The following is a 20,840-nucleotide window of genomic DNA, read 5'->3' as shown; positions in this document are numbered from 1 at the left end:
TCGGGGCCGCCCTCGAGGGCTTCTCTCTACAGTCTCAAGGCGAACGCTTAGCGTCGCTTGGCCATCTCGTTGATGAAGCGGTCGAACAGTGGCGCGACATCGTTCGGGCCCGGGCCGCTTCAGGGTGGCCCTGGAAGCTGAACGCGCTCTTGTCGGTGCGCTCGATGCCTTGCAGGGTGCCGTCGAACAGCGATTTGTGGATCGCACGCACGTTGGCTGGCAGGGTTTCTTCGTCTACCGCAAAACCGTGGTTCTGGCTGGTGATCATCACGACGCCAGTGTCCAGATCCTGCACCGGGTGGTTGGCACCGTGGTGGCCGTGGCCCATTTTCAGGGTCTTGGCGCCGGAGGCCAGAGCCAGCAGTTGGTGACCGAGGCAGATGCCGAATACCGGAATTTCGGTTTCCAGCACTTCCTTGATCGCCTTGATCGCGTAGTCGCATGGCTCTGGATCACCAGGGCCGTTGGACAGGAACACGCCGTCCGGCTTCAGTGCCAGCACATCAGCGGCAGGCGTCTGCGCAGGTACGACGGTGACGCGGCAGCCGCGCTCAACCAGCATGCGCAGGATGTTGACCTTGACGCCGTAGTCGTAGGCAACCACGTGGTAAGGCAGCTCGGAAGCGTCGATGGTCGCGTGGCTGTCGGTTTTCAGATCCCAGACAGTCGAGCGCCACTCGTATTGAGTCTTGGTGCTGACGACTTTCGCCAGATCCATGCCTTTCAGGCCCGGGAAGCCTTGCGCAGCGGCGATGGCCGCTTCTTCGGAGATGTTGTCGCCGGCCATGATGCAGCCGTTCTGTGCGCCTTTTTCACGCAAGATGCGGGTCAGGCGACGGGTGTCGATACCGGCGATTGCCACAACGTTGTTGGCTTTCAGGTAGTCGGACAGGGACATCGTGTTACGCCAGTTGCTCGCTACCAGCGGCAGGTCACGAATGACCAGGCCAGCGGACCAGACGCGGTCGGACTCGGCATCTTCCGGCGTGGTGCCGGTGTTGCCGATGTGCGGGTAAGTCAGGGTAACGATCTGTTGGGCGTAGGAAGGATCGGTAAGGATTTCCTGATAGCCGGTCATTGCGGTGTTGAACACCACCTCACCAACGGTTTGACCGTCGGCACCAATGGCTTCGCCGCGAAAAATGCTGCCATCAGCAAGGGCAAGTATGGCTGGCTTAGTCAAGAAGACCTCCCGTAAATAACGCATGAAAGGGCGATCGCAGGTTGTAAAAAAGCGGAGTGACGTATGGACACGTCACCCCGCTTCTTCACTGAATTATTCTGCGCGCTTTTAGTGGACACACTAAAGCTGTAGCTTACAGAAAAAGGCTTTTTTGGTCCACCGCTAAAGAGCCTAAAAGGCCGGAGAATGCGACAGGTCGTCGCCGAGCGGAGAAAAACCAGCGCAAACAGGGCGTTTGCGCCGGGTTCAGCAGTGTATCAACGCAGGTCAAGCACGTCTTGCATGTCATACAGACCCGGCTCGCGACCATCCAGCCACAGCGCGGCACGCACCGCGCCCTTGGCGAACGTCATACGGCTAGACGCCTTGTGCGTGATCTCCAGGCGCTCACCTTCGCAGGCGAACAACACGGTGTGATCACCCACCACATCACCACCACGCACGGTGGCGAAGCCGATGGTTTCACGCTCACGAGCGCCGGTATGACCCTCACGACCGTACACCGCGACTTTCTGCAAATCACGATCCAGTGCACTGGCGATCACTTCACCCATGCGCAACGCCGTACCCGACGGCGCATCGATCTTGTGCCGGTGATGCGCTTCGATGATTTCGATATCCGCCTCATCACCCAGCACGCGCGCCGCCATATCGAGCAGTTTCAGCGACAGATTGACGCCGACACTGAAGTTGGCCGCGAACACGATCGGAATATCCCTGCCCGCCTCGACCAGCAGCTGCTTTTGCGCCGCGTCCAGCCCGGTGGTGCCGATGACCATCGCCTTGCCGGCCTTGCGGCAGAACGCGAGGTTTTTCAGCATCACTTCCGGCAGGGTGAAGTCGATCAATACATCGAACTCTTCAGCCACAGCCTCGATATGCCCGGACAACGGCACGCCGATGCGACCCAGCGAGGCCAGCTCACCGGCATCGACGCCGATCAGCGTGCTGCCCGGACGGACCACAGCGGCGGTCAAACCGGTCAGCGGCGCGCGTTGCTGCACGGCCTCGACCAGAATCTTACCCATGCGCCCAGCAGCGCCCATCACAGCTATACGTCGCATGCCGACTCCTTACAGATCGCCGAAGAAGCGCTTCACACCGTCGAACCAACCGGTGGTTTTTGGCGAATGGCTATTGTCGTCCGCCAGCGAGCTGCGGAACTCTTCCAGCAGTTCGCGCTGACGACGGTTCAGATTGACCGGCGTTTCAACCGCGACACGGCACATCAAGTCGCCCGCACCACCGCCACGCACCGGCGCAACGCCTTTGCCGCGTACACGGAACTGCTTGCCGGTCTGAGTGCCTTCGGGGATTTTCAGTTTGACGCGACCGTCGAGGGTCGGAATTTCCAGCTCGCCGCCCAGTGCCGCATCGACGAAGCTGATCGGCACTTCGCAGAACAGATGCTTGCCATCGCGCTGAAAGATGTCGTGCTCGCGGACATTGATGACCACATACAGGTCGCCCGTCGGACCACCTTGCGTGCCCGCCTCGCCTTCGCCGGACAGACGAATGCGGTCGCCGGTGTCGACGCCGGCCGGCACTTTGACCGACAGGGTTTTGTACTCTTCAACGCGACCGTCACCGTGGCAGGAATCGCACGGATCGGAAATGATCTTGCCTTGGCCATGGCAACGCGGGCAGGTCTGCTGCACCGAGAAGAAGCCCTGCTGCATGCGCACCTGACCAATGCCACCACAGGTCGGGCAAGTCGAAGGCGAGGAACCTTTCTTGGCACCCGAACCGTCGCACGGCTTGCAGTTGACCAGTGTCGGAACGCGGATATTCACCGACGTACCGCGCACCGCTTCTTCCAGATTCAGCTCCAGGGTGTAGCGCAAGTCGCTGCCACGCTGAGCGCCGCCACGGGAACCGCCGCGACCGCCACCGAAGAAATCACTGAAGACATCACCAAAGATGTCCGAGAAGTTCTGACCGCCGAAACCGGCACCGCCGCCACCCATGCTCGGGTCGACGCCGGCATGACCGTACTGGTCGTACGCCGCACGCTTGCTGGAATCGGACAGTACTTCATAGGCCTCATTGGCCTCTTTGAACATTTCTTCCGACGCTTTGTCATCGGGATTACGGTCCGGGTGGTGCTTCATCGCCAGACGACGGTAAGCCTTTTTCAGGTCCGCATCGCTTGAGCCACGCTCAACACCCAACACTTCGTAATAGTCACGCTTTGCCATAAGTCTTCTGCACTCTTGAGGACGTTCAGCAAACCCCTCCTGAGGATCGCCAAACTCGTTGAGCCCCAATACAGGCCCGGACCCAACTCACGTCAATTCAACGATCCTGGTCTTTGTTTCTTGCGGTACTTTCAGCGCGAAAAGCAGGAGCATTCCCGGCCATACCGCCAACATCCGAACCTTGTCGCATGCTGTAAAAATTCGCGTATTCCAGATACGCCAACGCGGGAGCTAGCTCCCGCGCGGCGACATCCTACCAGTCACTGCCTAAAGGCAGTCAACCGGCCGACCAACAACTTACTTGTGGTCTTTGACTTCTTCGAACTCTGCATCGACAACGTCGTCAGCCTTCTCAGCCGATTCGCCTTGCGGGGCTGCGCCATCAGCTGGCTGAGCCTGTTCGGCGTACATCTTCTGAGCAACCGGAGCGGAGACTTTCGACAGCTCTTCAACCTTCGCTTCGATAGCAGCCTTGTCGTCGCCTTTGACAGCGGCTTCCAGAGCAACCACAGCGGCTTCGATCGCAGTCTTCTCTTCGGCGGTGACTTTGTCGCCCGCGTCAGCAATCATTTTGCGCGTCGAGTGAACCAGTGCGTCACCCTGGTTACGGGCAGCGGCCAGCTCTTCGAACTTGCGGTCTTCCTCAGCGTTGGCTTCGGCGTCACGCACCATGCGCTCGATTTCTTCGTCGGACAGACCGGAGTTGGCCTTGATCACGATCGACTGGGTCTTGCCGGTAGCCTTGTCTTTCGCACCAACGTGCAGGATGCCGTTAGCGTCGATGTCGAAGGTCACTTCGATCTGCGGCACGCCACGTGGAGCAGGTGGAATGTCGGCCAGGTCGAACTTGCCCAGGGACTTGTTCTGAGTGGCTTGCTTACGCTCGCCCTGCAGCACGTGAATGGTCACAGCGCCCTGGTTGTCGTCAGCAGTCGAGAACACTTGCGATTTCTTGGTAGGAATCGTGGTGTTTTTCTCGATCAGCGCGGTCATCACGCCACCCATGGTTTCGATACCCAGGGTCAGCGGGCTGACGTCGAGCAGCAGAACGTCTTTCACGTCACCAGCCAGAACGGCGCCCTGAATCGCAGCACCCATGGCAACAGCTTCGTCCGGGTTAACGTCTTTGCGAGCTTCTTTACCGAAGAAATCAGTAACCAGCTTCTGCACTAGCGGCATACGGGTCTGACCACCGACCAGAATCACGTCGTTGATCGCGCCAACGTCCAGACCAGCATCTTTCATGGCGATGCGGCAAGGTTCGATGGTGCGCTGAACCAGGTCTTCAACCAGTGCTTCGAGCTTGGCACGCGAGATCTTCACGTTCAGGTGCTTAGGACCGGTCGCGTCTGCAGTGATGTACGGCAGGTTGACGTCGGTCGACTGAGCGGACGACAGCTCGATCTTGGCTTTCTCAGCGGCTTCTTTCAGGCGCTGCATGGCCAGCGGATCACCTTTGAGGTTCATGCCGCTTTCTTTCTTGAATTCGTCAACGAGGTAGTCGATCAGACGAATGTCAAAGTCTTCACCGCCGAGGAACGTGTCACCGTTGGTGGCCAGAACTTCGAACTGGTGCTCGCCATCAACTTCAGCGATCTCGATCACGGAAACGTCGAAAGTACCGCCACCCAGGTCATAAACGATCACGGTGTGATCGCCCTTGGCCTTGTCCATACCGTAAGCCAGAGCGGCTGCGGTTGGTTCGTTGATGATACGTTTTACGTCCAGACCCGCGATGCGGCCGGCGTCTTTGGTCGCCTGACGCTGACTGTCGTTGAAGTAGGCCGGAACGGTGATGACCGCTTCGGTCACGGTCTCGCCGAGGTAGTCTTCGGCGGTCTTCTTCATCTTCTTCAGAATTTCAGCCGAGATTTGTGGCGGCGCCATTTTCTGGCCGTTCACTTCAACCCAGGCGTCGTTGTTGTCAGCCTTGACGATCTTGTAAGGGACCATCTGGATGTCTTTCTGCACAACTTCTTCGTCGAAGCGACGACCGATCAGACGCTTTACTGCGTACAGGGTGTTGTGCGGGTTGGTCACAGCCTGACGCTTGGCCGACTGACCTACCAGGATTTCGCCATCGTTGGCGTAAGCGATGATCGACGGCGTGGTACGCGCGCCTTCAGCGTTTTCGATAACTTTTGCTTTGCCGTTTTCCAGCACGGAGACGCAGGAGTTGGTAGTCCCCAGGTCGATACCGATAATTTTGCCCATGTTAACTCTCCCGAAACTTTGGATTTTTTTGCCGCAGTAGTGGTGGCTGACTGCGGTAATACTTAAACGCTTGACTTCTAAATGGGGGCCTTGCGGCTAATTTCAAGCCTTCTCGTCAATCGAAGGCGAAATTGGCGCAGGCGCCTTGCTGACCACAACCATGGCCGGACGCAGCAGGCGACCGTTGAGCTGGTAGCCCTTCTGGAACACCTTCAGAACGCTGTTCGGTTCTACGTCGGCGCTTTCTTGCATGGCCATCGCCTGATGCTGAACGGCGTTGAACGGTTCGCCATGCGGGTCGATCGCTTCCAGCTGATAACGCTTGAGCGTGTCGTGGAACATTTTCAGCGTCAGCTCGATGCCTTCACGCATCGGACGAATGCTTTCGTCGTCCGGGTTCGACAGCTCGAGGCCGCGCTCCAGGCTGTCGACGATCGGCAACAGGTCGCCAGCGAATTTTTCCAGGGCAAACTTGTGCGCCTTCTCGACGTCCTGCTCAGCACGGCGACGGACGTTCTGCAGATCGGCAGCAACACGCAGAGATTGATCCTGCGCGGCGGCCAATTGCTCTTCGAGCACTTGTACACGGGTCGCCAGGTCATCACCCGAACCTTCGGGCGCCTGATTGGCTTCTGGGTTTTGCGTATCTACTGTCTGTTCGTCAGCCATAGAATTCTCCTTTCAATTTCGTCCGCGAGCCTGACTCGCGCTTCTGCCCCGATATATGGGGCCGCAAAATCAGGCTTCAAGGGCCTGCAAACATTAACCCTACAAAAAAGTGTCGAATCTTCATTCCTCAATGCGCTAAGCAGATTTGAGGTTCAAGCAAATCGAGCTAAGGGAGGGCATTGTCAGCCTGAAACAAAACACTGTATAAATAACCAGACCTAAAGCCTGGGAGCGGCCTTTATGCTGGTGCACCTGTCCGTACATAACTACGCCATCGTTGAACATCTCGATCTCGAACTCGATCGCGGGATGAGCGTGATCACGGGTGAAACCGGCGCCGGCAAGTCGATCATGCTCGACGCGCTGGGCCTGACCCTCGGCGATCGTGCCGACAGCGGCGTGGTACGCCCCGGCGCCGACAAGGCCGACATCCTCGCGACCTTCGATCTGGCTGACATTCCTGAAGCCAGCGCATGGCTGGCCGAGCGCGATCTGGAGTCCGATGGGCCGTGCATCTTGCGTCGTGTGATTACCAGCGAAGGTCGTTCGCGCGGCTACATCAACGGCACCCCTTGCCCGCTGGGCGATCTCAAGTCGCTGGGCGAATTGTTGATCGATATCCACAGCCAGCATGAACATCAGTCCCTGCTGAAAACCGATACTCATCGCCGCTTGCTGGACGAGTACGCCGGCGCTACCGATCTGGCCCGCCAGGTTCAACTCGCCGCCCAGCGCTGGCGCCAGACTCGCCAGGAACTCGAGCGCCTCTCCAACTCCGGTGATGAACAACGCGCGCGCCACCAATTGCTCAGCTATCAGCTTGAAGAGCTGGAAAACCTCGGTCTCGGTGATAACGAGCTGGAGCAACTGGAGCAGGAACACAAAAACCTGACCAACGCAGAAACCCTGCTGGGCATTTGTCGGCAAGTGGTCGAACAATGCAGCGAAAGCGATTCCGGCAATGTATTGAATGCACTGACTGCCAGCCTTAATCGCCTGTCGAGCGTGAACAATTCCGTCGGCGCACTGGGCGAAGCCAGCAGCCTGCTGACCAGCGCACAAATCCAGGTCGAAGAGGCCGTTGGCGAACTCAATCGCTTCCTCGACAACTTCGATGCCGATCCGGCGCGCCTGCAATACCTGGAAGAGCGTCTCGACGCGATCTACACGCTGGCACGCAAGCATCGAATTCAACCCACCGAAGTCGGCGAAATGCAGCAAAAACTGCTGGATGAGATCGAAACCCTCAACGCCAACGACGAATCCATCGAGCGCCTGGGTGATGAGCTGGCCTCGTATGCCCGCCACTATCAAGAGAAGGCGCGAGAACTGAGCGATTTGCGGCATCAGGCTGCCGGCAGTCTCGCCAGTGCGGTTGAGCAGGAAATTCAACGACTGGGCATGCCGGGTGGTCGCTTCACTATCGAATTGAAGGCCAACAGCAGCGACGAACTGCTGCCCAACGGACTGGAACAGGTCGAATTACTGGTCAGCGCCAACCCGGGCCAGCCGCTAAAGGCGCTGGCAAAAGTCGCTTCCGGCGGCGAGCTGTCACGGATCAGCCTGGCGATTCAGGTGATCACCGCGCAGACATCCCGTGTTCCGACACTGGTATTCGACGAAGTGGACGTCGGCATCGGTGGCCCGACGGCTGAAATTGTCGGCCAACTGTTGCGCCGTCTCGGCGATCGCGGCCAGGTATTGACCGTGACACACTTGCCGCAAGTGGCAGCGCAAGGCCATCAACATCTGTTCGTGCATAAGGTGCGCGGTGAAGAGGCGACTCACACCGCCGTTTCCAAACTGAGCAAGAACGACCGTATAGAAGAAGTGGCGCGCATGCTCGGCGGCATCGATCTGACCAAGGAGTCCCTGGCTCACGCGAAAAAAATGGTCGTCACCGTCAAGGTTTGACAACCACAGAAAGCACGAAGGCGACCCTTGGGTCGCCTTCGTTCGTTTCGCGAATGTGAAATTCGCGCGACATGCTTACTTTTTCTTGCGCACGTACAGCACCAGGTTGTGATCTACCAGATCAACACCGTGCTCCTCGGCAATTGCCTTCTGGAGCTTTTCGATTTCCGGGCTGACGAATTCGACGACTTCACCGGTTTCCACGTTGACCATATGGTCATGGTGGCCACCGTCGGCCAACTCGAATACCGCGTGGCCGCCGTCGAAGTTGTGACGGACCACGAGGCCAGCGGCTTCGAACTGGGTCAGAACACGGTAAACCGTGGCCAGACCGACGTCCTCGCCAGCTTCCATCAACGCCTTGTAGACGTCCTCGGCACTCATGTGACGCTGCTCGGTAGAGTCGAGCATTTGCAGGATCTTGACCCGTGGCAGGGTCACTTTGAGGCCGGCTTTGCGTAGTTCGCTATTTTCAACCATGGTCAGCTTTCTCGCGATGCTGCTTCGCAGCTTCTCTTAATGCGGGTATGATCGGCGTTTACGTTGTCCCAGCCAAGATAGTGGAAGTCGCCCACCGATGCAAAACACCAAGCTCTTGCTAACCAGTTTCACCTTTGTGGGACTGCTCGCACTCGCCGGTTGTTCATTCCCCGGGGTTTACAAAATCGACATCCAGCAGGGCAATGTCGTCACGCAGGACATGATAGACCAGTTACGCCCGGGAATGACCCGGCCGCAAGTACGGTTTATCATGGGTAACCCTCTGCTTGTCGACACGTTCCATGCCGATCGCTGGGATTATCTGTACAGCCTGCAACCGGGTGGCGGTGAACGCCAACAGGAACGCGTCAGCGTTATTTTCAACTCAAACGACCAGCTTGTCAGCCTGTCCGGTGACTTTATGCCGGGCGTAAGCCGTGATGAAGCCATTCTCGGCAAGGACAATGGCACGACCGTGACCGCTCCTGCTGAAAACGCCGAGAAGCCAAAACCGGAAAAACCGGTCAAGCCAGGTTCCTTGCTGGATCAGATCCAGAAGGACGTCGATGGTGTAGAAACCGTTCCGGTTCCGACACCAGAGCCGCTGGACACCTCGCCGCAATAATTTGCGACGCAATAAAAAACCCGGAAATTCCGGGTTTTTTATTGCCTGCGATTTGGCTTTTTACGCGTTTCGCGCTTTGGCTTCGGCAGCCTTGGCGGCCCGCAAGCGTCGTACCTCTTTCGGATCGGCCAGCAATGGACGATAAATCTCGATGCGCTCCCCTGCCTCAATCACCCGCGTATCCGGGTCAGCCACCACTTTGCCGAAGATACCCAACGGACACTCCGCCAGATTCAGCTCAGGAAACTCGCTACCAATACCCGATACAAACACCGCAGCCCGCACCGTCGCGCCTTCATTGACGCTGAATGAGCGCAATACCTGACGATCCACGGCCGCGTATACCACCTCTATCTCGATCACCGACTCAACCATGCATCTGCTTGGCGCGCTGGCAGAACGCGTCCACTAGCGTATTCGCAGCCTGATTGAACAGCGGCCCCAACGTCGCGCGCACTAGCGGCCCGGCGTAATCGAACGACAGATCCAGACTGATCTTGCAGGCCTTCTCGTTCAAAGCCTTGAACACCCAGACGCCGTGCAACTGATTGAACGGGCCTTCTTCCAGGTTCATTTCAATCGACTGCCCCGGCACCAGCGTATTACGCGTCACGAAATGCTGACTGAGCCCGCCCTTGGCTACGCCAACACTGGCGCGCATATGCTCCGGCGAGCTTTCCAGCACTTCCGCCGAGGAGCACCACGGCAGAAATTCCGGGTAGCGCGCCACGTCGTTGACCAAGTCATAGAGAAATTGCGCCGGGTACGGCAGCAACGCCGATCGTTGAATATGTGTCGTCATGTGAGCGTTACTTCCAGAGCTGAGCGGCAAACACTACAAGAATGCCGATGGGCGCCACGTAGCGCATCAAGAACAAAGACAGGGCGAACAGTAGCGGATTGCGGATCGACAACTCGTCGCGTACCGCTTCACGCCCCATCACCCATCCGGCAAACAGCACGAAACACAGGCCACCGAGCGGCAGCATGATCCGTGAGGTGAAGAAATCGATCACACCAAAGAAGTCCAGACCGCTCTGCGCACCCCATTGGTAGAGGTGGAACATCCCGCCTTCGTTCACGAAAAATTTGGCTTCCTTCCAGATATTGAAGGAGAACACCGTGCCCAGACCGACGAACCAGCAAGTGAAGGCAAGCCAGAAAGTCACCCACGCGCGGCTGACTTTGGTCCGCTCAACCAGATAGGCAACCATCGGCTCCAGAAGGGAGATCGCCGAACTCCAAGCAGCGATCGCCACCAGCACAAAGAACACCACGCCCATCAACTGACCGAACGCCACGTTACCAAAGGCAAATGGCAGACTGACGAACATCAGCCCCGGCCCTTCGCTAGGGTTCAGGCCTCCGGCAAATACAATCGGGAACAAGGCCAGACCGGCGATCAGCGAAACAAAGGTATCGAGCAGTGCCACGCCGACAACGGTGCCCGACAACGATGAACTCTTCGGCATATAAGCACCGTAGATCATGATCGAACCGACACCGACGCTCAGCGAGAAGAACGCGTGCCCCATGGCCGGCAACAAGCCGTCGAGGACTTTTTCCGGGTGGAAGTCGAACATGAAATGCACGCCTTCCATGAAATGCCCGGTGGTCATGCTGTAACCCAGCAACACCAGAATCATCACGAACAGCAGCGGCATCATGATGCGCAGGCTGCGCTCAAGCCCGGCGACCACCCCCTTGGCGATGACGAATGCCGACAGCAGCATGAAAATCGTATGCCAAAGTGTCAGACGCCATGGATTGGAGATGACATTGCCGAAATAAGCGCCGACTTGATCGGCTGTGGCGCCCTGGAAGTCGCCGCGACCCATATCGACAATGTAGTCGAGCGACCAGCCGCCGACCACACTATAGAAAGACAGGATCAACAATGCCGTGATCATCCCGGCAAATGCGCCCCACGACCATTTGCCCGAGTGCCCGGCTTCCAGTGCCAGCACCTTCAAGGCGTTCGCCGGACTCTGGCGGGCGCGCCGGCCGATCAGGGTTTCAGCGAGCATGACCGGGATGCCGATCAGCGCGATGCACGCCAGAAACATCAGCACAAAGGCGCCGCCGCCGTAGACCCCGACCATGTAGGGGAACTTCCAGATACTACCCAGTCCCACGGCCGAACCGGTCGCGGCGAGTATGAATACCCAGCGGCTAGCCCAACTGCCGTGGACAGAAACCTTGTCTGTCGACATCGTTTATCACGCCCAAGCGTTAGAAAAAGAGGCCGCATTGTCCGGGATTCACTCAACCTGCTCAAGCACGCAGCATCACCGTAGCCGACGGCGGTTTATCTCCATATAATGCCGCCCCTATGGCTAAACAGAAGAAACACCCAACAGGGACCATCGCGCAGAACAAAAAGGCGCGACACGATTACTTCATCGAGCACAAGTTCGAGGCTGGTCTGGTCCTGGCCGGCTGGGAAGTAAAAAGTCTGCGGGCAAGCAAGCTACAGCTGGTCGACAGCTACGTTCTGCTCAAGGATGGCGAAGCATGGTTGCTCGGCAGCCACATCACGCCTCTGATGACCGCAAGTACCCACGTCATCGCTGACCCGGTGCGCACACGCAAATTGCTGCTCAACCGCCGCGAGCTGGAAAAGCTCGCCGCCGCTGTGCAGCAAAAGGGTTACGCCTGCGTCTGCCTGTCCTGGTACTGGAGCAAGCACATGGTCAAGTGCGAAATTGCTCTGGGCAAGGGCAAGAAGGAATACGACAAGCGTGATACCGAGCGCGAGCGCGATGCTGGTCGTGAATTGCAGCGCGCGGTGCGCAACAAGGGCAAGGAAGACTAGTCTTCCCCCCGAAAGCAAAGATCGCGGCCTGCGACAGCGCCTACAGGGGAATACATATTCCAATGTAGGCGCTGTCGCAGGCTGCGATCTTTTGCTTTGAAAATCACATCCCCTTGCGCCGCTCCGCCCGGGCCATGCGCTGAACCTCTTGCCGCACCTCTTCCAGCACTTCCTGCACATACAAGATATGTCGGCTGGAGACTTCTCGCGCCTGCTCCGCGCGACCTTCAATAATCGCCAGATACAATTCCCGATGCTGGGTGATCAGCATGTCGCGGGTTTCCGTGCGCTGCTTATACATGCCGCCGATGTTGGTAACGACGTTACGCTTGAGCAGATCAAACAAGCCACGAATGGTGTGCAGCAACACCGCGTTATGACTGGCTTCAGCAATCGCCAGGTGGAATTTCGCATCCGCCGCGCCCTCCTCCGCCCGGCTGACTTCATCGTGACGCGAATAGCAGTCCTGCAGCTCTTCAAACGCGGCGGTCAGCCGCTCACGATCGACATCGGTGGCGCGCAATGCGGCGTAATAGGCGCACGATGCCTCCAAAGTATGCCGAAACTCCAGTAGATCGCGTTGTGCCTCGGGGTTGCTTTCAAGCAGCTGCAACAGCGGATCACTGAACGTCGAACCCAGACTTTCCACCACATAGTTGCCGCCACCCTGACGACTGACCAGCAACCCCTTGGCCGCAAGTTTCTGAATCGCTTCGCGCAGCGACGGCCGTGATACGCCAAATTGTTCGGCGAGCGTGCGCTCCGCCGGCAGCCGTTCGCCGGACTTCAGTGTGCCCTCAAGGATCATCCCCTCAAGTCGCTCGACAATATCGTCAGACAAACGGCGCTGACGTATCTGATCAAACCCCATAACTCATTTCTCCACGATCCCGACCGCTCGCCGGGCTCTCTATTCTGGCCTATCGGCGCCTTGCCGACACCTACCAGACACCACTTGCGCAAACCAGATCAGATGCGATCTGCACCGCTTGTTCGACAAAAGTTTCAGGGCGACAAATTGACACACCGACACCAAGGCTTTTACCCTAGCCAACAGCGATTGTAAATTGGTCTTACCAATTATCCAAGAACGCTGACAGTGCCTGACCAACAACAATTAGGGGCCACCTCATATGCAAACCTGGCAACAGCTCTACAGCCCGCTCGGCAGTCTCGGCGTGTCCGCACTCGCGGCCGTCATTCCCATCGTGTTCTTTTTCCTCGCATTGGCGGTGTTCCGCCTCAAAGGCCATGTGGCCGGGAGCATCACCCTCGGCCTGTCGATTGCCGTGGCGATCTTCGCGTTCCACATGCCGGTCGACATGGCCTTCGCCGCTGCCGGGTATGGCTTCGCCTACGGCCTGTGGCCGATTGCCTGGATCATTGTCGCGGCGGTGTTCCTCTACAAACTGACGGTCAAAAGTGGTCAGTTCGAGGTCATTCGCAGCTCGGTGTTATCGATTACTGACGACCAGCGCCTGCAAGTGCTGCTGATCGGTTTCTGCTTCGGAGCGTTCCTGGAAGGTGCCGCCGGTTTCGGCGCACCCGTGGCGATTACTGCCGCGTTGCTGGTCGGACTGGGCTTCAACCCCCTGTACGCCGCTGGCCTGTGCCTGATCGCCAACACCGCACCGGTAGCGTTCGGTGCACTGGGGATCCCGATCATCGTCGCCGGCCAAGTCACCGGTATCGACGCGTTCAAGATCGGCGCCATGACCGGTCGCCAACTGCCGCTGCTGTCGCTGTTCGTGCCGTTCTGGCTGGTGTTCATGATGGACGGCCTGCGCGGCGTACGTGAAACTTGGCCAGCGGCGTTGGTTGCGGGCCTGAGCTTCGCCATCACCCAATACTTCACCTCGAACTTCATTGGGCCAGAATTGCCGGACATCACCTCGGCGCTGGCCAGCCTGATATCGCTGACCCTGTTCCTGAAAATCTGGCAGCCAAAACGCACCGCAGGCGCGCAAATCGCCGGCGCCACGTCGAGCGCAGCGATCACCGCCAGCGTCGGCGGTTTCGGCCAGAAGCGCACCACCGTGGCGTCGCCTTACAGCCTCGGGGAAATTTTCAAAGCCTGGTCACCGTTCCTGATCCTCACCGTGCTGGTAACGATCTGGACGCTGAAGCCTTTCAAGGCGATGTTCGCCGCTGGCGGTTCGATGTACAGCTGGGTGTTCAACTTCGCGATCCCACACCTTGATCAATTAGTGATCAAAACCGCACCGATCGTAGCCGTCCCGACTGCCATTCCAGCGGTGTTCAAACTCGATCCGATTTCCGCGACCGGCACGGCGATTTTCTTCTCCGCGCTGATCTCGATGCTGGTCTTGAAGATCAATTTCAAAACTGGTCTGACCACTTTGAAAGAGACCTTCTACGAACTGCGCTGGCCAATCCTGTCGATCGGCATGGTGCTGGCGTTCGCCTTCGTCACCAACTACTCCGGCATGTCTTCGACCATGGCGCTGGTGCTGGCCGGTACGGGCGCAGCGTTCCCGTTCTTCTCGCCATTCCTCGGCTGGCTGGGCGTATTCCTCACCGGTTCGGATACTTCATCCAACGCCCTGTTCAGCTCGCTGCAGGCGACCACCGCTCACCAGATCGGCGTCAACGACACCCTGCTGGTGGCAGCGAACACCAGCGGCGGCGTGACCGGCAAGATGATCTCGCCACAATCGATCGCCGTGGCTTGCGCCGCGACCGGACTGGTGGGCAAGGAATCGGATCTGTTCCGCTTCACCCTCAAGCACAGCCTATTCTTTGCAACGATTGTCGGTCTGATCACCTTGGCTCAGGCCTACTGGTTCACCGGCATGCTGGTGCACTAAACCTACAAGAAGCATGGAAAAAACCGACGCCGGTTACGTGATGCCGGCGTCAGCAATTCACAACCCGGTCTGTAAGGCTGCTGAAAGCAACGCTCTTTATATTCAGCAGCCGCACAGACGGATAACCGGGCCCACCCGGAGACACGCCTGATGAGCGAGCTTTTTTACAACGCTGTGCCAAACGCGACCCGCGTGGCACCGCCACTGCCCGAACCTCGGCAATACCCCAGCGAGAAACCGTCGCGGGTCTACCTGTTCGGCACGTGTGTGGTCGACCTGTTCTACCCCGAAGCCGGGATGGACGCGATCCACTTGCTGGAGCGCGAAGGGATCCGGGTCGAGTATCCGCAAGGGCAAAGTTGCTGCGGCCAACCGGCCTACACCTCGGGTTACACCGAGCAGGCGCGGACGGTAGCGCGCTCGCAACTGGCGCTGTTTGCCGGGGATTATCCGGTGGTGGTGCCGTCGGGTTCCTGCGCTGGCATGCTGCGCGAGCATTACGCCGACTTGTTCAAGGACGAACCGGAGACGTTGAAACAGGTTCTGGCCCTCGCGGCCCGCACCTATGAACTGGCCGAATTTCTGCTGTTCGTCTGCAAGGTGCAACTCAAGGACAGCGGTGAACCGGTCAAAGTCGCGCTGCACACTTCGTGTTCGGCACGCCGCGAAATGAACACCCACCTGCACGGCCGCGAGTTGTTGGCGCAGTTGAGCAACGTGGAACGGGTCAACCATGACCACGAAAGCGAATGCTGTGGCTTCGGTGGGACATTCAGCGTCCGTATGCCAGACATTTCCGGCGCGATGGTGGCTGACAAGACCCAAGCGCTGAAGGATTCAGGCGCGCACAAGGTGTTGAGCGCCGACTGTGGCTGTTTGATGAACATCAACGGCGCATTGGAGAAACAAAAAGAAGCGCTACGCGGGCAACATCTCGCCAGCTTTCTGTGGCAACGAACCGGAGGTGCGCAATGAGCACTTCCGCGATTATTCCTACGGTCGCCGTAGAAGAAGATTTCCGCACCCGGGCACACAATGCTCTGGGTGATCAGCAACTGCGGAACAACTTCCGTACTGCCATGGACTCACTGATGGCCAAGCGGGCAGCCGCTTTCAGCGATGCCCACGAAAGAGAACATTTGCGCGCACTGGGCAATTCGATCAAGGCCCGCGCGCTGTCCAAGTTGCCCGACCTGCTCGAGCAACTGGAACAGAACCTGACCCGCAACGGTGTGACAGTGCACTGGGCGGAAACGGTGGACGAGGCCAATGGCATCGTCTTATCGATCATCCGCGCTCACGAGGCGCGGCAAGTGATCAAGGGCAAATCGATGGTCAGCGAAGAGATGGAGATGAACCATTTCCTCGAGGCTCGGGACATTGAATGTCTGGAGTCCGATATGGGGGAATACATCGTCCAGCTCGACCACGAGAAGCCTTCACACATCATTATGCCGGCGATCCACAAGAATGCCGGTCAGGTCGCGTCCTTGTTCCACGACAAACTTGGCGTGGAATACACCAAGGACGTTGACCAACTCATTCAGATCGGTCGCAGAGTCCTGCGGCAGAAATTCTTCGAAGCGGACATCGGCGTCTCCGGTGTCAACTTCGCCGTCGCCGAAACCGGCACCCTGCTGCTGGTGGAAAACGAAGGCAACGGCCGCATGACCACCACCGTGCCGCCGGTGCACATCGCCGTCACCGGCATCGAAAAAGTCGTGGAAAACCTGCGTGACGTGGTGCCGCTGCTGTCACTGCTGACGCGCTCGGCGCTGGGCATTCCGATCACCACCTACGTCAACATGATCTCCGGCCCGCGCAAGGAGCACGAACTCGACGGCCCGCAGGAAGTGCACCTGGTGCTGCTCGACAACGGGCGCAGTCAGGCCTTCGCCGACAGTGAACTGCGTCAGACCTTGAACTGCATCCGCTGCGGCGCCTGCATGAACCATTGCCCGGTCTACACCCGCGTCGGTGGCCACACCTATGGCGAGGTGTACCCGGGACCGATCGGCAAAATCATCACCCCGCACATGGTCGGTCTGGCCAAAGTCCCCGATCACCCGAGCGCTTCGTCGCTGTGCGGTGCCTGCGGTGAAGTGTGCCCAGTAAAAATTCCGATCCCGGCAATCCTGCGGCGCCTGCGCGAAGAGAACGTCAAAGCCCCGGACAGCCCGAATCAAGTGATGCGCGGTCAGGGCAGCAAGTATTCGCGCAAGGAACGTTTCATCTGGAACGCCTGGGCCAAGCTCAACAGCTCGCCGACCTTGTATCGATTGTTCGGCTTCTTCGCCACGCGCCTGCGTGCCCTGACCCCGAGCAATGTCGGCCCATGGACACAAAATCACAGCGCGCCGAAACCCGCTGCCCGCTCACTGCACGACATGGCCCGCGAGCATCTGGCCAAACAGGGAGACCGCTGATGAGCGCCAAGCAAAATATCCTCGGCAAACTGCGGAAAAGTCTGACTGGCGCCACACCGATTGCCGACAACTTCGATGTCGATCTGGTGACGCAGCCTTACACCTACAGCGCCGAACAACGCATCCCGCAACTGCGCAAATTGATGGAAGCGGTGCACACCGAAATCCACCTGACCTCCGACGCAGAATGGCCGGCACTGCTTGCGCAATTGTTGCGCGACCGCCAGTTGCCGAGTCTGTTGATCGCACCGACGACAGCGCACGGGCAGAAAATCACACAGCATTGGGCGAACAATCCTGATCTGCCGACACTGAAATCCTACGACCGGCCAATGGAAGAGTGGAAAGCCGAACTGTTCAACGACACCCCGGCCAGCCTCACCGGCACCCTCGGTGCAATCGCCGCCACCGGCAGCCTGATCCTCTGGCCAACCCGCGAAGAACCGCGTTTGATGAGCCTGGTCCCGCCGGTGCATTTCGCCCTGCTCAAGGCCAGCGAAATCCGTGACAACTTCTATCAGGTGCAAGAGGAATTCGCGTGGGCCCAGGGCATGCCGACCAATGCGTTGCTGGTGTCCGGCCCGTCGAAAACCGCTGACATTGAGCAAGTGCTGGCTTACGGCGCCCACGGCCCGAAAGACCTCGTGGTGCTGATCCTGGAGGACCAATGACGCTTCCGGTGAATTTCCTGCGTGATGCGCAACAACTGATTCCGGCCGAGCGCCGTTTTGATGATCCGTTATCGACTCTGGCCTTTGGTACGGATGCCAGTTTTTATCGACTGATCCCGCAACTGGTAATCCGCGTCGAGTCCGAAGATGAAGTGGTGGCGCTGCTAAAACTGGCTCAGCGCGACCATGTTCCAGTGACCTTCCGTGCGGCGGGCACCAGCCTTTCCGGTCAGGCGATCAGCGATTCCGTTTTGATCGTGCTTGGGGATAACTGGAACGCTCGCGAGATTCGCGGCCAAGGCACGCAAATACGCCTGCAACCCGGGGTGATCGGCGCACAGGCCAACGCATGGCTGGCACCGTTCGGGCGCAAGATCGGCCCGGATCCGGCGTCGATCAACGCCTGCAAAATCGGCGGCATCGTCGCTAACAATGCCAGCGGCATGTGCTGCGGCACCGCGCAAAACACCTACCACACGCTGGCCGGGATTCGCCTGGTGCTGGCCGATGGCACGCGCCTGGATACCGAAGACGCTACAAGTGTCGCGGCATTCCGCGTAAGCCACGGCGATCTGCTCGAACGCTTGGCGACATTGGGCCGCGAGACCCGCGCCAACGCCGAACTGGCTGCACGAATCCGCCACAAATACCGTCTGAAAAATACCACCGGCCTGTCACTCAACGCCTTGGTGGATTTCGATGAGCCTGTGGATATCTTGAGCCACTTGCTGGTCGGTTCCGAAGGCACCCTCGGCTTCATCAGCGCGGTGACTTACGACACCGTGATCGATCATCCGAACAAGGCGTCGGCACTGATCGTGTTCCCGGATGTGGAGACTTGCTGCAACGCGGTCACCGTGTTGAAAAGCCAACCGGTGTCCGCCGTAGAGCTGCTCGATCGGCGTAGCCTGCGCTCGGTGCAAGACAAACCGGGCATGCCTGCTTTCGTACAACAGCTGTCGAACAATGCCTGCGCACTGCTGATCGAATCCCGCGCCGCATCTTCCACTTTGCTGCAGGAGCAGCTGGGGCAGATCATGGCGTCGCTCAGCGACTTCCCAGTGGAGAAGCAGGTCGACTTTACCGAAGACCCTGCCGAGAACGCCAAGCTCTGGGCGATCCGCAAGGACACCTTCCCCGCCGTAGGCGCAGTGCGCAAAACCGGCACCACGGTGATCATCGAAGACGTGACCTTCCCGGTCGAACAACTGGCGATCGGCGTCAATCGCTTGATCGAGTTGTTCGACAAACATGCCTACGACGAAGCGATCCTTTTCGGACACGCACTGGAAGGCAATCTGCACTTTGTCTTCACCCAAGGCTTCAACAACCCGGAAGAAGTCGCACGCTATCAAGCGTTCATGGATGACGTCGCGCAACTGGTCGCAGTGGAATTCGGCGGCTCGCTGAAAGCCGAACACGGCACCGGTCGCAACATGGCGCCGTTCGTGGAACTGGAATGGGGCAGCGACGCCTATCAGTTGATGTGGCAGCTCAAACGTCTGCTCGACCCGAATAGCATTCTCAATCCCGACGTGGTGCTCAGCGAAGATCCGCAGATCCACCTCAAGCACCTGAAGCCGCTGCCGGCGGCGGATGAGATTGTCGATAAGTGCATAGAGTGCGGCTTCTGCGAACCTGTCTGCCCGTCAAAAGGCCTGACCCTCAGCCCGCGCCAGCGCATTGTCATCTGGCGCGATATTCAGGCGAAAAAACGTGCAGGTGTCGACACCACCGAACTGGAAAAAGCCTACGAGTACCAAGGCATCGAAACCTGCGCCGCCACTGGTCTGTGCGCGCAACGTTGCCCTGTAGGCATCAATACCGGTGAGCTGGTGAAAAAACTCCGAGCCCGACACGCGACGCATCAGAAAACCGCTGACTGGATCGAAGGAAATTTCGCCAAGACCCTGCAAGGCGCACGCTTCACCCTGCATGTGGCCAACGGCGCACGAATGATGCTCGGCGCGCCGCGTCTGGCGAAACTTTCGGCAACCATTACGCGCCTGTCCAAAGGTCAGGTGCCGTTGTGGACGAATGCGATGCCGCAACCGGAGAAAGCCATTCGCTTCAGCCCCAGCGTGTCGGACGAGCGCCCGCGCGTTGTCTATCTGGCCGCGTGTGTGTCGCGAGTGATGGGCCCGGCGGCGGGTGACAAAGAGCAAATGTCGCTCTACGACAAAACCCGTGGCTTGCTGGAGAAGGCCGGCTACCAAGTGGTCTTCCCGGACAATCAGGACAATCTCTGCTGCGGCCAGCCCTTCGCCTCAAAAGGCTACGCCGAACAGGCCGAACACAAACGCCAAGAGTTGATCAGCGCACTGCTGCATGCGAGTCGCGGCGGACTCGATCCGATCTACTGCGACACCAGTCCGTGCACGTTGCGCCTGGTGCAGGATGTCGGTGATGTTCGTCTTGATCTGTACGATCCGGTGCGCTTCATCCGTACGCACCTTCTTGATCGACTCGACTTCACCCCGCAAGAGGCACCGATTGCCGTACACGTGACCTGCAGCACGCAGCATCTGGGCGAAAGCCAGGCGTTGATCGATCTGGCGCGCAAGTGCAGCAACAACGTGGTGATCCCGGAAGGCATTCATTGCTGTGGGTTTGCCGGGGACAAAGGCTTCACCACGCCGGAGCTGAACAGCCATTCGCTGCGCACGCTCAAGGACGCGGTGCAGCATTGCAGCGAGGGGATTTCCACCAGTCGAACTTGTGAGATCGGTCTGACGCAACATGGCGGAATTGACTACCACGGACTGGTCTATCTGGTGGATCGCGTGACCCGGGCGAAGGCCTGTTGAAGAAAAATAG

General features: G+C 58.7%; 17 protein-coding genes and 1 pseudogene. 8 read left to right on the top strand and 10 right to left on the bottom strand.

The features are described 5' to 3' along the window. Positions 1 to 47 precede the first annotated feature (47 nt). The 5 genes and pseudogenes from carA to grpE form a co-directional block, all read right to left on the bottom strand. Positions 48 to 1,183, bottom strand: a pseudogene (gene carA, locus ACOYXH_RS00420) (glutamine-hydrolyzing carbamoyl-phosphate synthase small subunit). 257 nt (positions 1,184 to 1,440) lie between these two features. Beyond that, positions 1,441 to 2,247, bottom strand: a complete 807-nt coding sequence (dapB, locus tag ACOYXH_RS00415) for a 4-hydroxy-tetrahydrodipicolinate reductase (RefSeq protein WP_460410174.1) — start codon at positions 2,245 to 2,247, stop codon at positions 1,441 to 1,443. 9 nt (positions 2,248 to 2,256) lie between these two features. After that, positions 2,257 to 3,381 carry a molecular chaperone DnaJ gene (gene dnaJ, locus ACOYXH_RS00410; protein ID WP_016986506.1) on the bottom strand — a complete coding sequence of 375 codons (1,125 nt, stop codon included), beginning with the start codon at positions 3,379 to 3,381 and terminating at the stop codon, positions 2,257 to 2,259. A 297-nt stretch (positions 3,382 to 3,678) separates the two neighbouring features. Continuing rightward, entirely contained in the window at positions 3,679 to 5,595 is a 1,917-nt protein-coding gene (dnaK, locus tag ACOYXH_RS00405; RefSeq protein ID WP_007915221.1) for a molecular chaperone DnaK, read from the bottom strand. A gap of 102 nt (positions 5,596 to 5,697) precedes the next feature. Then, positions 5,698 to 6,264, bottom strand: a complete 567-nt coding sequence (gene grpE, locus ACOYXH_RS00400) for a nucleotide exchange factor GrpE (RefSeq protein WP_007915219.1) — start codon at positions 6,262 to 6,264, stop codon at positions 5,698 to 5,700. 240 nt (positions 6,265 to 6,504) lie between these two features. Between grpE and recN the strand changes: the two genes are divergently transcribed. Continuing rightward, positions 6,505 to 8,178 (top strand): DNA repair protein RecN, encoded by a 1,674-nt coding sequence (gene recN, locus ACOYXH_RS00395; protein ID WP_460410173.1) that lies wholly within the window; start codon positions 6,505 to 6,507, stop codon positions 8,176 to 8,178. Between the two features lie 75 nt (positions 8,179 to 8,253). Here the strand turns inward: recN and fur are convergent, their stop codons facing one another. Continuing rightward, positions 8,254 to 8,658: a ferric iron uptake transcriptional regulator gene (fur, locus tag ACOYXH_RS00390; protein WP_003221515.1), complete on the bottom strand. Its 405-nt coding sequence runs from the start codon at positions 8,656 to 8,658 to the stop codon at positions 8,254 to 8,256. 97 nt (positions 8,659 to 8,755) lie between these two features. Between fur and ACOYXH_RS00385 the strand changes: the two genes are divergently transcribed. Then, entirely contained in the window at positions 8,756 to 9,283 is a 528-nt protein-coding gene (locus tag ACOYXH_RS00385; protein WP_123594493.1) for an outer membrane protein assembly factor BamE, read from the top strand. A gap of 60 nt (positions 9,284 to 9,343) precedes the next feature. On the opposite strand, the gene ACOYXH_RS00380 is transcribed toward ACOYXH_RS00385, so the two are convergent. Genes ACOYXH_RS00380 through ACOYXH_RS00370 form a run of 3 tightly spaced genes read right to left on the bottom strand, consistent with a single transcriptional unit; the run spans position 9,344 to position 11,496 of the window. Then, positions 9,344 to 9,658: an RnfH family protein gene (locus ACOYXH_RS00380; protein ID WP_331694353.1), complete on the bottom strand. Its 315-nt coding sequence runs from the start codon at positions 9,656 to 9,658 to the stop codon at positions 9,344 to 9,346. Next, positions 9,651 to 10,085, bottom strand: a complete 435-nt coding sequence (locus ACOYXH_RS00375) for a type II toxin-antitoxin system RatA family toxin (protein WP_003221509.1) — start codon at positions 10,083 to 10,085, stop codon at positions 9,651 to 9,653. Before ACOYXH_RS00375 ends, ACOYXH_RS00380 begins: the two co-directional genes overlap by 8 nt. Positions 10,086 to 10,092: 7 nt before the next feature. Then, complete coding sequence (locus ACOYXH_RS00370; protein WP_093435729.1) at positions 10,093 to 11,496, bottom strand: sodium-dependent transporter; 1,404 nt, start codon at positions 11,494 to 11,496, stop codon at positions 10,093 to 10,095. A 119-nt stretch (positions 11,497 to 11,615) separates the two neighbouring features. Between ACOYXH_RS00370 and smpB the strand changes: the two genes are divergently transcribed. Continuing rightward, a complete protein-coding gene (gene smpB / locus ACOYXH_RS00365) occupies positions 11,616 to 12,098 on the top strand; it encodes an SsrA-binding protein SmpB (RefSeq protein WP_007915208.1) in 483 nt (160 codons plus the stop codon). A gap of 103 nt (positions 12,099 to 12,201) precedes the next feature. On the opposite strand, the gene ACOYXH_RS00360 is transcribed toward smpB, so the two are convergent. Then, positions 12,202 to 12,969 carry an FCD domain-containing protein gene (locus ACOYXH_RS00360; protein ID WP_007915207.1) on the bottom strand — a complete coding sequence of 256 codons (768 nt, stop codon included), beginning with the start codon at positions 12,967 to 12,969 and terminating at the stop codon, positions 12,202 to 12,204. Positions 12,970 to 13,231: 262 nt separating this feature from the next. Between ACOYXH_RS00360 and ACOYXH_RS00355 the strand changes: the two genes are divergently transcribed. From ACOYXH_RS00355 to ACOYXH_RS00335, 5 genes are all read left to right on the top strand, one after another. Beyond that, positions 13,232 to 14,926 (top strand): lactate permease LctP family transporter, encoded by a 1,695-nt coding sequence (locus tag ACOYXH_RS00355; RefSeq protein ID WP_258709238.1) that lies wholly within the window; start codon positions 13,232 to 13,234, stop codon positions 14,924 to 14,926. Between the two features lie 150 nt (positions 14,927 to 15,076). Further along, the gene (locus tag ACOYXH_RS00350) at positions 15,077 to 15,901 is read left to right on the top strand and encodes a (Fe-S)-binding protein (RefSeq protein WP_258709237.1); all 825 of its coding nucleotides are present in this window, start codon (positions 15,077 to 15,079) and stop codon (positions 15,899 to 15,901) included. After that, positions 15,898 to 17,352: a LutB/LldF family L-lactate oxidation iron-sulfur protein gene (locus ACOYXH_RS00345; RefSeq protein ID WP_095049702.1), complete on the top strand. Its 1,455-nt coding sequence runs from the start codon at positions 15,898 to 15,900 to the stop codon at positions 17,350 to 17,352. The genes ACOYXH_RS00350 and ACOYXH_RS00345 overlap by 4 nt, the downstream gene beginning before the upstream one ends. Next, complete coding sequence (locus ACOYXH_RS00340) at positions 17,352 to 18,023, top strand: LutC/YkgG family protein (RefSeq protein WP_095125366.1); 672 nt, start codon at positions 17,352 to 17,354, stop codon at positions 18,021 to 18,023. Before ACOYXH_RS00345 ends, ACOYXH_RS00340 begins: the two co-directional genes overlap by 1 nt. After that, positions 18,020 to 20,830 (top strand): FAD-binding and (Fe-S)-binding domain-containing protein, encoded by a 2,811-nt coding sequence (locus ACOYXH_RS00335; protein ID WP_460410172.1) that lies wholly within the window; start codon positions 18,020 to 18,022, stop codon positions 20,828 to 20,830. Before ACOYXH_RS00340 ends, ACOYXH_RS00335 begins: the two co-directional genes overlap by 4 nt. Positions 20,831 to 20,840: the final 10 nt, after the last annotated feature.

The sequence above is a fragment of the Pseudomonas sp. Mb7 genome (assembly GCF_054790525.1).
This window is presented reverse-complemented; position numbering and strand designations above follow the sequence as displayed.

What these genes read in the sequence shown, in the direction of transcription:
- ACOYXH_RS00355 (WP_258709238.1), top strand. Translation starts at nt 13,232, where the DNA reads ATGCAAACCTGGCAACAGCTCTACAGCCCGCTCGGCAGTCTCGGCGTG.
- ACOYXH_RS00340 (WP_095125366.1), top strand. Translation starts at nt 17,352, where the DNA reads ATGAGCGCCAAGCAAAATATCCTCGGCAAACTGCGGAAAAGTCTGACT.
- ACOYXH_RS00335 (WP_460410172.1), top strand. Translation starts at nt 18,020, where the DNA reads ATGACGCTTCCGGTGAATTTCCTGCGTGATGCGCAACAACTGATTCCG.
- fur (WP_003221515.1), bottom strand. Translation starts at nt 8,658, where the DNA reads ATGGTTGAAAATAGCGAACTACGCAAAGCCGGCCTCAAAGTGACCCTG.
- ACOYXH_RS00385 (WP_123594493.1), top strand. Translation starts at nt 8,756, where the DNA reads ATGCAAAACACCAAGCTCTTGCTAACCAGTTTCACCTTTGTGGGACTG.
- ACOYXH_RS00350 (WP_258709237.1), top strand. Translation starts at nt 15,077, where the DNA reads ATGAGCGAGCTTTTTTACAACGCTGTGCCAAACGCGACCCGCGTGGCA.
- ACOYXH_RS00370 (WP_093435729.1), bottom strand. Translation starts at nt 11,496, where the DNA reads ATGTCGACAGACAAGGTTTCTGTCCACGGCAGTTGGGCTAGCCGCTGG.
- recN (WP_460410173.1), top strand. Translation starts at nt 6,505, where the DNA reads ATGCTGGTGCACCTGTCCGTACATAACTACGCCATCGTTGAACATCTC.
- ACOYXH_RS00375 (WP_003221509.1), bottom strand. Translation starts at nt 10,085, where the DNA reads ATGACGACACATATTCAACGATCGGCGTTGCTGCCGTACCCGGCGCAA.
- grpE (WP_007915219.1), bottom strand. Translation starts at nt 6,264, where the DNA reads ATGGCTGACGAACAGACAGTAGATACGCAAAACCCAGAAGCCAATCAG.
- ACOYXH_RS00380 (WP_331694353.1), bottom strand. Translation starts at nt 9,658, where the DNA reads ATGGTTGAGTCGGTGATCGAGATAGAGGTGGTATACGCGGCCGTGGAT.
- dnaK (WP_007915221.1), bottom strand. Translation starts at nt 5,595, where the DNA reads ATGGGCAAAATTATCGGTATCGACCTGGGGACTACCAACTCCTGCGTC.
- dapB (WP_460410174.1), bottom strand. Translation starts at nt 2,247, where the DNA reads ATGCGACGTATAGCTGTGATGGGCGCTGCTGGGCGCATGGGTAAGATT.
- smpB (WP_007915208.1), top strand. Translation starts at nt 11,616, where the DNA reads ATGGCTAAACAGAAGAAACACCCAACAGGGACCATCGCGCAGAACAAA.
- dnaJ (WP_016986506.1), bottom strand. Translation starts at nt 3,381, where the DNA reads ATGGCAAAGCGTGACTATTACGAAGTGTTGGGTGTTGAGCGTGGCTCA.
- ACOYXH_RS00360 (WP_007915207.1), bottom strand. Translation starts at nt 12,969, where the DNA reads ATGGGGTTTGATCAGATACGTCAGCGCCGTTTGTCTGACGATATTGTC.
- ACOYXH_RS00345 (WP_095049702.1), top strand. Translation starts at nt 15,898, where the DNA reads ATGAGCACTTCCGCGATTATTCCTACGGTCGCCGTAGAAGAAGATTTC.